Annotated in this window: 9 protein-coding genes; 1 reads left to right on the top strand and 8 read right to left on the bottom strand. The window is 55.4% G+C overall.

From position 1 onward, the window contains the following. Positions 1–175, top strand: a 175-nt coding sequence (locus HLH29_RS18930; RefSeq protein WP_182968928.1) for a transposase domain-containing protein, incomplete at its 5' end; no start/stop codon positions are given. Positions 176–264: 89 nt separating this feature from the next. Here HLH29_RS18930 and HLH29_RS18925 read toward each other — a convergent pair. The 8 genes from HLH29_RS18925 to HLH29_RS18890 all read right to left on the bottom strand — a co-directional run. Next, positions 265–1,725, bottom strand: a complete 1,461-nt coding sequence (locus tag HLH29_RS18925; RefSeq protein WP_182968927.1) for a galactose-binding domain-containing protein — start codon at positions 1,723–1,725, stop codon at positions 265–267. Positions 1,726–1,925: 200 nt separating this feature from the next. Beyond that, positions 1,926–3,749 carry a hypothetical protein gene (locus HLH29_RS18920; RefSeq protein ID WP_182968926.1) on the bottom strand — a complete coding sequence of 608 codons (1,824 nt, stop codon included), beginning with the start codon at positions 3,747–3,749 and terminating at the stop codon, positions 1,926–1,928. 163 nt (positions 3,750–3,912) lie between these two features. Continuing rightward, positions 3,913–4,512: an acyltransferase gene (locus HLH29_RS18915; protein ID WP_182968925.1), complete on the bottom strand. Its 600-nt coding sequence runs from the start codon at positions 4,510–4,512 to the stop codon at positions 3,913–3,915. A gap of 44 nt (positions 4,513–4,556) precedes the next feature. Then, entirely contained in the window at positions 4,557–5,450 is an 894-nt protein-coding gene (locus HLH29_RS18910; RefSeq protein ID WP_182968924.1) for a glycosyltransferase, read from the bottom strand. A 73-nt stretch (positions 5,451–5,523) separates the two neighbouring features. Beyond that, positions 5,524–8,472 carry a glycosyltransferase gene (locus tag HLH29_RS18905; RefSeq protein ID WP_182968923.1) on the bottom strand — a complete coding sequence of 983 codons (2,949 nt, stop codon included), beginning with the start codon at positions 8,470–8,472 and terminating at the stop codon, positions 5,524–5,526. Positions 8,473–8,497: 25 nt separating this feature from the next. Next, complete coding sequence (locus HLH29_RS18900) at positions 8,498–11,515, bottom strand: glycosyltransferase (RefSeq protein WP_182968922.1); 3,018 nt, start codon at positions 11,513–11,515, stop codon at positions 8,498–8,500. Between the two features lie 30 nt (positions 11,516–11,545). Further along, on the bottom strand, positions 11,546–11,962 hold the full coding sequence (locus HLH29_RS18895) for a hypothetical protein (RefSeq protein WP_182968921.1): 417 nt from the start codon (positions 11,960–11,962) through the stop codon (positions 11,546–11,548). A 309-nt stretch (positions 11,963–12,271) separates the two neighbouring features. Further along, on the bottom strand, positions 12,272–12,599 hold a 328-nt coding region (locus HLH29_RS18890), incomplete at its 5' end, for a TolC family protein (RefSeq protein WP_182968920.1).

Here is a 12,599-nt window from a genome sequence, read left to right as displayed (position 1 = left end):
CAACATCGCCGACGCCATGACAATTATCGAAAGCGCCAAGCTCTCCGGCCTCAACCCCCACGATTACCTCGCCGACGTCCTCACCCGCATCAACGATCATAAGATCAACCGTCTGCACGAACTGCTGCCATGGAATTGGCGGCCCATGCCGACAACTCACAAACAGGCTGCGTGATTATGCGGCCTTGAGCGGCCGGTTACTTTCATAGCTACATCCCTTGCTATCAAACCTCTTGAAAGGGCGCTGTGCCGAATTCCAAAAAATCATTCATTTACATAAATCTTTTTTTCACCAAAAACTTGAAATTCAATGAAATGAAGAATTCCAACTCTTGGAAGCATTACTCTAAGCATTTTACAACAAAATGACTGAGAGAAGTTTATCTCTATGGTTTCGCCCACCTGACCGTGATGCGTATATCGATTGAGCCATTCGAATCCATCATCGGATGACAGAATCTCAAAGCCGGACAAACGGTCAGAGCAAGTGCGTCTATTGTAAATAATGATCTTTTCAATCGCATATGCACTCAGAAGATTTACAGACCACCACGGATTCGATTCTTCATCCGTATGAAACCCGTATATTGAATTAAGATTGCCATCATTCGCGCCCTCAGCGTCTTTTTTTGTGTCATTGACATTTGAATGGTGGCATATTGAGCTTTGCCATGCAGGCATTCCCAATGCAATGTTATGGCTTTTATTGTTAAGGAACTCATTCAATGCCACAATAGAGAAAGACAGGCTTTCTTTGTAGCATATGGTTAAGGTCTGTTTGACTATTTGAGTGAATTCAACAATTTTCCCGTCAGAAATTTCGTTTGCTGAATCTAGAAAATATTTAGGATTGTCACCTTTGTTTCTTGTCAGAATCTTTGATATTAGGACATTTGCCAAGTCATGGTTTTCAGGATCTATTTCCTGATAAGCCTGTTTTAGAGATGACAAACGATTTATCCCTAGATATTCCGCTGACTTTAGGTACGAGATCCCGGAACGGACGGGGTGATATAGATAACCATTCCAGGGGGGGATCTCAGAATGGTGCGCGAGCGTAAAAGAGTTGAAGTGGTTCGGATCGTAACAATGAATGATATTATTCAGGTCATTGCAGGAGTAGCCATTGTTTTTTAAGACTGTTGCAGTAAATACCTCGTCGTTTGGCCATCCTATTGACGATATATTTTCATCCTTTTCAAAAATGTTTGCAAGGTTTTTCCGTTCCTTGTATAAAAAATCTGCCGCTTTTCGCGAAACGCGTACTAGCGGATAGAACGACCTATATACGGTTTCGTAAATTTTAGACATGGATGACTTCCAGTACCAGTCATCCTCCGATTTATGCATAAATGAAGAGAGAAAATCGTCGTTGCTAAGTGTATCTATTTTCTTGAAAAATCCAATTTTATCCTCAATGTTTATGATAACGTCCGGCTCAACTATCCAGTAGTAATCAAAGGAGCTATAATTAGCATTTAAAGCGTATAGTATATAATCGCCACATTTCCACAGAAGGTGTGGGTCGTTGTAGTGCAATCCCATTTCTTTATACAAACCCGGAGAGACATAAAATTTCTCATGACTCAAACAAGAAACTTCCGGAAATTTAGCGTCAATAGCAAATATAATTTTATAGCTGTGTTTTCCCAAGGTCTCAGCGAGCTTGATAAGATCATCATCGACATAATGGGTTCTAAAAACGATTGCTATATTTTTTGTCATTTAGGTGCCCTCGTTAACCAAGTAAATTTTCAATCACATAAGTTATTCCGGGTGCTCTAAACTTCAAGGCTCTGCTCAATCTCATATCCAAGGTTACTTTTGGCATATATAAAAGTAAATCTATGAAGCGTGTTCTTGAATTCGGGTCCAGAGAGCATCTCTGTTGAAAAGGCTTGATGACGTGAGAATAGCGTTTCTGATTATTTTCTCAGCGCCGTTCCCAGCCTCATGGGGTACCAGGACCCATTTTCATAAATGACGGGTATATGATCATCACTGTCGTTGACCATCAAGCCTTCCTGTGGATGGTGAATCGCAAGAACTTCGCTCTTTGTCATGTCCGGCAAAATGCTACCATTCTTTGGATAAACAGTCCCATTAAGTATTTCATTTCCTGAGCTGTTAATTTGGCGGATCGCAGTAGAACCATAATAGTCTGTTAATTGTGAACCTGACCAACCCGTCGTAACAGTACGTGATCTCTCCCATCCAATTTTCTGCCCTGTTCGCATGAGAACCGGGTTTCCAGAAAGCGTCGTACGCGTTGTATTCAATGCGTCGACATAATTTCCTCCAATGGGGAGAGCATTACCGATTCCATCCCCGCTCAAGGCGAGTTGCCCATGTGTATCAAGCACCAACCGAACGATTCCGTCGATTTGCGTATTGAAATTGTGGGAAGAGCCATTGGCATACAGCCGGATCGAGTTGTCTGAGAGGAAGGAGACGAATTGCCCGTTTCCCAGGCGGTAAGCGGGCGCATCACTGGTGAATGTGACTGTGGAACCCGGAGCGAGCGCCTGTGTGATGCCTGTGGACAATGTGACACTGGTATCCGTTATCGCTGTGACACGCGTTTCCGACGAAAGCCCGGTTCCCGTAGCAAGCTGCCCGACCGAGATGCCGTTGCGGGTTGTCTTGACGCTTAGTGTTGTCGCCCCTTGAGTTGCCGCATCCGTGAGCGTTTCAGTGACAACCAGAGGGCCAGCCAAACTTGTATCGAACCCTGCTGTATCCCAGGGAACCTTGACCTGTGCAACGGTGCCGAAATACGCCTTGTCGTCGTTTCTCCCCCAAAGATGCCCAATGCCAACACGCTCGGCAAAACCGGACGAGATATAGGACTGGATCATGTTCTGCTGAAGAATACGGACATTGTCCGGATCTTTGTCATTCGCATAAAGGTCTTCTTCATGCCCGACCATGGCCCCGGCCTTATCGGAGGACAGTCCCGTCTCATCACGGGCTTCCGTATAGCGTCCCCACATTTGTGTGCTGAGTGCATTGCGAAATGCGCTCGCTGAATCTGCGATCTGATTTCCGCTTTGGGCACGGGTATTCATGATGACCTGATGACACCAGACACCTTCGCCGGAAAAATTATACGGACCAACATTGCAGTTTTCTTGTGTTGCGGTTCCGACATCCCCATTGCTGGAGAAAGACGCATCCACGCGCATCACGGGGCCTTGTCCGGTCTTGTTGTTCTCCCTGTGTAACCAGAACCCTCCATTAATCGATGACACAACGGTATCGCTTCCAAAAGCGTACAGGGGGCTTCCGTTAGCCAAAGTTCGGCCGTAAAGCCACCAGATATTATTTTTTCCATTCCCACCTTGGGGAATGGCCGACAAATTGACCTCCATTGTCGCTCCAGACGGAATGACAATGTTTTGCCCATCTTTGGCATTACGCTTTGCGGCTGCGAAGGCGGTTGCATCGTCATCGCTGCCGTTCAGGGTTGTTCCGAAGTCCTTTACATCGAGATAATTTCGGGAATGGGCGGAAGCAGTCAGATCCATGCCGCTCTTAGAACCCATGCGCATGAGGTCCTGCGTTTGACCGTTTGTCGCGCCCACTTTCATGTCGCTCGCAGTGGCCATGGTGGGGACGTTGACGGTGTTCACCGGGTGACCCATCTTCTGGTGCGATGTCCGATTGGGGAGGTGGTCCATCACCATTGTTGTGACGGCGGCAGCAATTGACGCGACCATGGCATAACGGGCAGTGGGGGGGATGGCCATGAAGATATGCCTCATGTCAGGAAGTGCGGTGCTCTTCGTGTCGGTGCAACGACCGCATACATCTGCCGCTATTCCCCCGACGTTCTGTTACGTCAGATGCCAAAGATCTATTTTTTCGTCTCTGGATATGAAGCGGAGTGATCGGGATTTTCTCTGATTTCCATCATAACAATCTGAAATCCCACGTCACACCTTCTTTGATAATTTTGGCTGGATTCCCAGCCGCAATGGAAAATGCGGGAACATCTCTTGTAACTATAGACCCGGTCCCGACAATGGAGCCTTCTCCGACGTGAACACCTTTGAGTATGGTTGTCCTTGCTCCAACCCAGACTCTCTTTTCTATGTTTATATTTTTTGAAAAATTTATCCTCTTTCCTGTGCTGATGTCGATAATTGAGTGCATATCACTTGTGATGACGTCTATGTCGTTCGCAAACAGGCATCCGTCCCCTATGGAGACGGATGAATCTTCATGGCACATAATTCTGACACTGCTATTGAATCCGCACATATTGCCTATTTTTATTTTTGAATTATTCCTTAAATACAAAAACAATCCGTTTGAGCTAAAATTTTCATCTATTTCTATTTCGTTTGAATTGCCATCAATCTGAATTTCCAGTCTGGAATTGCTGTTCGATCCGGCTATGCTGACAGAATTCCCAGACCCGTTTATCGATATTGATCCTGACATTTTTTTTATAATATCGTCTGATATATTTATGTTGTTCTTCTCATCGGATCTAATTGACAATGCCATCGAATTTTTCTTTCCTGATTTTGCCACGTCACGGCATTGGGAACCTAGTCGTTGAACATCTTGAATTCCATGAAACTGTCATCGACAGGTTTGTCCGACAGGTCGATATTCCGGACTATTTTTGCAAATGTCTCTTCAATTAAATCACTTTCGTTCTTCAGAAGGCTTGAAGAATATTCCATGCAAAGACCGATGTAATATCGATAGGACTCTATATTTTTTCCGAAAAGCGTCCCGATTTGCTTTCCATGGTTATTGTCCCAATTCCATGAGTTATCCAATATGGATTTTATTGCGCCAATTTTTGATCCATGGAAATGAATGATCTGGGCATTCCTGTTGATTCCCCAATACGGTTTCCAGTTCAGGTTTAAATTCAATTTTTCCCACCGATGCCGATAGAAAATATTGTAGGCGGACTGATCATTGAAGCCGTATGTATATTTTGCGATATTTTCCCTCAGGAAATGTTCGAAGCTATGGTATTCCTCCTTTAGTTTCTTTGCATTTATCAGCATGACGCCGGCGTTGAAATAATTCCATTGGTCTTTGTTGAATTCCGGAGCTGCACAAAATACTTCTGGAGAAAGATATTTAACCATAGGCTCCATTCTGAAAAGAACGTCTATATCCGAATAAAGTACAAATTCATCCTTGGTTTCCAGGCATACGTTCGTTCTTAGCCAATGTCCAACCGTATTTAAATTATACAGACCCTCTTCCGTTAATTTTTTTATCAAATCATAATATGGAAGTTCTTGCATGATAACTTCAACATTGTGCTCTTCAAGCCACTCTGTGAAGCCGTTCTTCCGTCCTATATATAACATCTTGATGTCTAAATTTGTGTATTTTCTTGCTGACAGGACGGCAAGTTTTGTATGGAGAGCTATTTCACCACTCGTGCCATTTTCATTAAGAGCCAAATAGAGCTTCATCTTTTTTCCTTCCAAAAAATTTCAGGCGTGGCTGATAGCCTTTGAAAATTACGCGATCTGCTTTCCTCGTGTGTCAATCAAGTATTGCTTCCAGTGCGCATAGATAGTCACTCTTTCTGTTTTCGATGAAGATTCGGTGAATCGCATTCCGGCGCAGTGTGTTCCACATTGTCTCGTTATCGTAGGTTTCGCGCATCGTTGCTGCGAACGTCATCGGGCAATCGTCGGGCGCGGTGGCGATGTCCGACCCGCCTGTCCAGCCGATCTGTCCGCACAGGATATCGGTGGCGACGATGGGGAGGCCGTGGCTAGCGGCGTCGTGGATCTTGTAGGGGATTCCGGCCGCGAAGCGGGTCGGGGCGATGAAGACGCGGTGCGTTTCATAGAGCGGTGCGAGGTCTTCGACGAAGCCCAGCGGGTCGAAGCGCGGATGGGTCAGGATCGATGCCAGGTCGATGCTGTCCGTGACGTGGCCGACAACCCGAATGCGTGCCCCGGGCGGCAGCAGGGCATCGCATTCCGGGAGAAGCCGGTCGTTCAGCCATTTCAGCGTGTCCAGATTGGGGGATTGCGGGTTCTGGATCGCGCCGACGAACAGGAAATGCGCGCGTGCGGCGAAGGGCCGGTTCTGGGGTATGGGCGTCTTGACATGGCCGAGTACCGCGACCTCGCGGCCCACCACCGGGGCGATCAGGTCGGCTTCCGCCGGGCTGACCGCGACGAACCGGTCGATGAAATCGGTGGCGCGGAATTCCTGCCGCAGCATGTCCGCCAGTACCGGCAGGTCGGTCCGGCCGTCCAGGCGCATTCGGCCCCATTCGCGCACTGAAGCGACGGCTTCGGTATCGAGAATGATCCGGCAGTCCGCAAGCGCGGCCCGGCAGGCGGCGATGATGGGGCGGAGGCGGGCGGCATTGTGGGTCCGGCCGATCCACAGCACGTCATAATAGCCCGATCGGGCGTGCAGGAAGGATTCCAGGCCGGCGATGCCGCGATCCCAGATGATTTCCGCGCGGTCCGGCAGGTCGCGATAGCGGCCTGTCGGCGCTTCGCGCGGCGGGAAGACCGGATAGACGGTGACGTGCAGGCCCAGCTCTTCGACCATCATGCGCACGATGTCGTTCGAGCGGGGAAAGCCGGCGCCGATGGTGGGCTGGGGAAGATAGTCCTCGATGAACAGGATATGTTTCCGCGCCCGCGCGCTGGTGCGTGCCCGCAGGAGGTTCGCTTCATCCCGCGTGTAATGTTCTTCGATCTCATCGCGGTGCTTGTGGAAGAACCGGCCGATATTCCGACCCAGGATCGTGTCGATATCGGCCGGGTTTCCGCTGCCGAACTCGTAATGGAGCACGGTCACGTCGGGATCGTAGAGCACATCGAACCCTTGTTGGCGGATGCGGACACACAGGTCGGTGTCTTCGTAATAGGCCGGGCTGAAATGCGGATCGAAGCCGTGCAGCGCCTTGGCCAGTTCGGTGCGGACCATCAGGAATGCGCCGGAGCAGAAATCGACGGGCCGCGCGTAATTGGCTTCGGGGCACTGCGGTGAGGCGTCGCGCAGATAGCCCGAGGTGGTGCCGTCATTCCAGATGATGCTCCCGGCTTCCTGAAGCTGGCCGGTGGTGCGGACCAGTTTCGCCCCCACGGCGCCAGTGCGGTCCTCCTGCCGCAACCGGCGCAGCGCGGCATCGATCGCGCCGGGGAAAATGTCGACATCGTTGTTCAGGAACAGCACATAGGGCGCGGCCACCCTTGCGAGGCCGGCGTTGGAGCCGGCCAGGAAGCCGACATTCTCGGCCAGCCGGACGATGTCGAGCCCATGGACATGCCGTTCGATCCGGGCGGTCTCGTCCCGCGAGCCGCCATCGACCAGGATGATTTGCATCGGCCCCGGATAGGTTGCCCGCAGCGAGGACAGCGCCGTCATGGTGAAGGGGAACTGGTCGTGGACGACCATGACCACGCTGAAATCGGGAAGATCGCAGGAAAAATCGAGGGGGCGGGCCAGCAGGGCGCCGGTGCGCGTCTCGGCCAGCCGGCGAAAGGCGCGGCGGCAATGCAGCTCGGCGCTTTCCGCCGGTTCTTCCCTCTCCGGTAATTTGCCGGACAGGGCCGCATAGGCCGCGAAAGGCGTGGGATAGCGACCGGTTCCGATCGCCGCGACCACGCCGGGGTCTTTGGCGTAGGCCGCCAGGTCGACCTGCGGATGGGGTCGGCGCCCCTCCTGCTGGCCGTATCGCAGGAAATGGGCGTAGCCGTTGCGGTAATCCCCCGCCGCGACGGCCTCCGCCACGTCCGGATGGCTCCTTGCATAGAACCGTTCGGAGAAGAAGGGCAGGGGATCGAAGGCGGCCGGTGTGGCGTTGATCAGGTAATGGCGCAGCGGGTGGCCCCATTCATGCACCTGGTCCGATACGGCCGGATAGGCGCGCAGATACCATGCGGCATCGAAGAACCATGATGTCCGGCGAACGGCATTGTCGGGTGCGTGCAGGTTTTCCATGAACGCGACGAACGGGCCGAGGCGGCTGTCATGCAGGAAATCGGGATTTTCCTCGAGGAAGACCGTGGTGGAGAAGAAAAGGGAGGCGTCCCGCCCTTCCCTGGCGCCGTAGGACAGGAAATGATCGTAGCCGTTGCGCAGGCCGTGATGCTCCAGATCTTCCAGCGACAGGCCCAGTTGCCGTTCCCGATAGAAGGATTCGTCGAAGAATCCGTTCGGATTGCGGTCCCTGAAGCCCTCCGCGCAGTAATGGGCGAAGCCTGACGGGACGTTGCGGGCATGAATCGCGGCGGCCACGTCGGCATAGGCCTGGCGGTACCATTCCTCGTCGAAGAACGGGTTGGGGGAGTGGCCGAGGGGCTCGCCGCACTCCTGGTAGAAGGCCAGGATATCGGCCTCGTCCCGCAAATCGGCGACGGGAGGGATGAAGGCGTAGCGATTGCGATACCAGGCGGCATTGAACTGCCACCATGCGCGCTTCAGGGCTGGTCGTTGCGCTGGCTGTTCCATGGGCGTCATGATCGCGTCCTTGTCGTCGCCGGGGTCAGTGGGTGCGGAGCAGCCATGGTGCCAGCAGCACGGCGGCGAGAGAGGCGATGGGCAGATGCAGCGGCACGGCCAGGCCGGTGCCCGTCTCCCGGATGCGCGCGGCAGGCGCGCCGATGTCGAAGGTGATGACCGGTACCTCCTGCCGCCAGAACTCGGTCAGGATATAGGACCAGGTTTCCGGCCAGATCGCCGGCAGGAATCCCCAGTCGCAAGGATGGTCGCGGATCAGCGCGGCCAGTTCATGCTCGCCATACCGGCCGGTGATCTCGACCACGCCGGTTGCCAGCAGCCGCTTGTCGTCGCAGGTGTAACCGATGATGACGAAGCGCATCGGCAGGTCATGGTCCGCGACATGCCGGGCGAGGGCCAGCAGGATATTATAGCCTTTTTCGATCCCGATGGCGCCGATCAGGAGAATGCGCCGCATCTCGGCCGCGGCCTTGGGCGGGAAGACCGCGCGGCGGGCAGGGACGGGTGGTTCCCACTGGCCCAGCGTGATCGGTGCGTCGATATGGCGCCGATAGCGATCCGCGACGTCCGGGCAGGAGGCGATGATGGCGCTGGCGCGCCGGAACAGATCGTCGCTGAGGTCGCGAAGCTGCGCCAGCGGGGTGTCGTCGCTGTTCAGCGGGCCCAGATCGGCGACACAGCGCAGGCAGGCATCCTGGGCCGGCTCGCCGCAATAAAGATTATTGTAGGACACCAGCGTGATGCGCGGGCAGAACCAGGAATAATCGTGCAGATACACGACATAGTCGATGCCGCAGCGGGAGAGCCAGTGAACATCCCTGATTCCGGCGCCGATATAGCTGTGGATTTCGATCCTGTCGCACCCAAGCGCGCGCAGCAGCATATGCAGCTCCGCGCCCTGTCGGGGCAGGGTGATGTTGGGATAATCCTCCGGCAGGAACGGGATGACCCGCCAGCCTGCATCCTTCGCACCGTTGCCCGCACGGTGGGGTGAGACGACCAGCGGCACATGGCCGGCCGCCAGGTTGTCGCGTGCGCGCTCCGTCACGAAACGCTGGACGCCGCCCTGCCGGTCGTGGGTCAGCAGCGCCACCACGGGACGCCCGGCGATGGCGTGGCGCAGGCGGGCCAGATCGAGGTCCCGGCGGAACGCGCCCAGCGGGTCGCGCGCCAGCCATTCCTGCACCATGCGGTCGTATCCGGGGTGCAGCCCGTTGAGAATCGCCAGGTTGCGGCGGACCAGATCGCTTTTGACGGCACTGAAGGATTGTCCTTCCGCGTGGCCGACGAAGGTTTCCAGGCAGGCCACGTGCCGCCAGCCCAGGGCGGCGGCGCGGCGGCTGAAATCATTTTCCTCGCCATAGCCCTGGGCGAAGACGTCCTCGCGCAGCAGGCCGGTCTGATGCAGGCATTCAGCCCGGATATACATGCAATAGCCATGGGCGGTCGGCACGTCGATCAACGCATCGCAGCCGCATGCCGCGAGCTGTTCCGCCGTCTCGATCACCTCTTCGTAGGAGGGCACGGGATTCTGGCCATCCGCGCTTGGATAGCTGAAAATCGTCGCCGCGTTGGAGAGCGGCGTGGCCGTGCCGATATCGGCTGCGCGATAGACGGTGCGCCGCAAGGCGTCGATCCAGTGCGGGGACGGCAGCGTGTCGCTGTTCAGCAGGATGGCGTCCTCGTCCCGCTCCACGGCGCGCAGGCCGCGATTGGAGGAGAAGGTGAAGCCGCCATTGCGGGCATTGGTCAGGACCGTCACGCCATCCAGCGTCGCGAGCGTATCGAGGAAGGCGGTGATCCGCTCGTCCGGCGAGCAATCATTGATGATAACGACACGTTCGTTCGCGCCACGATGCTGCAGCACCAGCGTGATGCAGGTCCTGGTGACCTCATAGCCGCGATAGACGGGAATGATGACCGCGACCCTGCGGGTGGGGATGGCCGGCGCGTCGGCCTCGGGCACCGCGAAGCGCGGCGCGTACAGGGTCGGGAAGGGCTGATTGAAGGTGGGCCGCGCGGAAGCGGGATGCGCGCTGGCGAACCGCGTGGCGACCCATTCCGCCTGTGTGCGGGCATAGCGCCCGCCCGCGAGCGGATCGATCGGGCTGCCGTATAGCGCGCGGCCGAAGCGATCGGTGACCGTGACCGCCGGGGTCGCGGGACCTTCCATGTCCTGCCATGGAAGGAGGAAGTCGGTGCGCGGTTTTTCGGCCTGGAGCAGGCTGTCCTGCGGCCCGTCATCGGGAGGGCCGATTTCTCCGTCGAACAATGTGCGGTTGTCTTCGACGGTCCGCACCAGGATGTGGTCGGATGCTTCCAGATTGTTGGGGTAGCGGCACCAGCCGCTCAGACCTTCCGCGGCGCCTTCGACGAATCCTTCGAAGGTCCAGACCGTTCGGCTGTCGATGCCGCTGCCCAGCAGGCCGCGACCCTCGTGCAGGATGTCGATGCGCGGCAGGTGGGGCGGCAGGACGAAATTGCCGATTTCCCAGACCTGGTATCCGGGCGGGCGCGCCAGGAGGGCCAGCTCGGCGGATTGTTCCTCTCCGTCATGGCGCAGGACGAGGTCGTGTGCGGCATGGTCCGGCAGGCCGGCGACAAGGCGCCCGTCGGGCAGCATGGCGCACCAGCCCGAACAGCGATTGGCCTCGGCGATTGCGCTGAAGAGCGGGAAGGCGATATCGGGAAAAATGACGGCGGTTTCACGCAGGAGTGCCCGCAATTCGACAAAGGCCCGGTCAGGGGCGCCGAAGCGCATGCGGGTGATCAGCAGGAAAAACCGGGCCAGCGGCGAGAGGGTGACCGAGGAGAGAAACTCGAAGGCCTCCGACGCGCGTGGCTCGTCCAGCGCCAGCCGGCAGAATCCGATCCCCAGCGTGATGTCGCGTGCACTCGGATGGGAGCGTTGCAGATATTCCAGCCGTGGCAGGAGGGCTTCGGGGGTTTCCGAAAGATCTGCCAGCCCGTCATGACGGGACGAGAGAACGCGGCCGTGCCGGTCGGACATGTCCCGCACGAAGCGGTCGATCGTCTGCTCCATTATGCGCTGGTACGTTCGGTCGTATGGACGTTACGCGGCACAGAAGCTGCGCCAGGTGTCATAGACAGGTTCCAGCGCCCGGGAGGGGGCCCGCAATTCCGCGCGGCCGACGCTCAGCCAATGCATCTTGCCGTTCGTCCACTCGCCGCGAAGGACGGACGCGGCGACATCGGGATTATTCTTCAGATACCATTTCTCGTCGAATTCCTTGCCGTCACTGTCGCGGCCTTCGAAAAAACCGACCCGGATGAAATGGTCATGGCCGCTTTTCAGTTCGCCGCGATGGATCGCGGCATCCACATCGGGATTCGCGCGCAGATAGGCCGCTTCGTCGAACGGAACGGTCTTCAGGTAGGAGGTGATCAGGAATTTGAAAACATTTTCCGGAATAATAACTTTTCCGTCTTCGCTTTTTAATAGATTTTGAACCGAAGAATAAAGGATCACGATATTCCTCCAGATGAAAGTGACTCCAAGTAGATGTCACTTTCACTGGATAGAGGTTCAAAGTAAATATAAGGTAAAATTTCTCGCCATTTTGTGCGCAGAATGGGGTTTTTTGTCGGAAGTTTCGTGCATCTGAAGAGTGAATATTTGGTAAATGGGGAGTTTTTATTTATTCACAGGCATGTGAAAAATAGAGTGCATGCCTTCTTCCGTTCTTTTGTGCAAAGGAACGATGAAGCTGTGCCGGATGGTTCGGGCCGTTCGGTTGGCCTTTCTTCCGTTTTCGGGACCGGAAGAAAGGCGATCCGATTACTCCTTGAAGGCGCGGGCGAGGACGTTCTGCTTTTCCAGCGAGACGGGCAGTGCGGTGGCGGTGACGGCCACGCCCTGCCAGCCCGCGCCCATGGCGGTGTAGAGATTGACCGCATCCTGCAGCCGCTCCAGCCGCGCCTCGGCCTCGGCATTCTCCGCCGCCAGGGCGGTGCGCTCGGTCGTCAGCACCTCCAGGAAGCCTACGAGGCCGGCGCTGTAGAGCTTGCGCGCGCGGTCGCTGGCCAGCCGGCTGTCCTCGGCCGCGCGGTGCAGCAATTCGGTATGTTCCACATCGTCATGCCAGGCCGCCATCGCGTCCTCGACC

This window comes from Gluconacetobacter tumulicola, from assembly GCF_014174215.1.
Classification (GTDB): Bacteria; Pseudomonadota; Alphaproteobacteria; order Acetobacterales; family Acetobacteraceae; genus Gluconacetobacter; species Gluconacetobacter tumulicola.
This window is presented reverse-complemented; position numbering and strand designations above follow the sequence as displayed.

Coding starts and splice junctions, on each gene's coding strand:
- HLH29_RS18925 (WP_182968927.1), bottom strand. CDS start 1,725: ATGACAAAAAATATAGCAATCGTTTTTAGAACCCATTATGTCGATGAT.
- HLH29_RS18920 (WP_182968926.1), bottom strand. CDS start 3,749: ATGGCCATCCCCCCCACTGCCCGTTATGCCATGGTCGCGTCAATTGCT.
- HLH29_RS18915 (WP_182968925.1), bottom strand. CDS start 4,512: ATGGCATTGTCAATTAGATCCGATGAGAAGAACAACATAAATATATCA.
- HLH29_RS18910 (WP_182968924.1), bottom strand. CDS start 5,450: ATGAAGCTCTATTTGGCTCTTAATGAAAATGGCACGAGTGGTGAAATA.
- HLH29_RS18905 (WP_182968923.1), bottom strand. CDS start 8,472: ATGACGCCCATGGAACAGCCAGCGCAACGACCAGCCCTGAAGCGCGCA.
- HLH29_RS18900 (WP_182968922.1), bottom strand. CDS start 11,515: ATGGAGCAGACGATCGACCGCTTCGTGCGGGACATGTCCGACCGGCAC.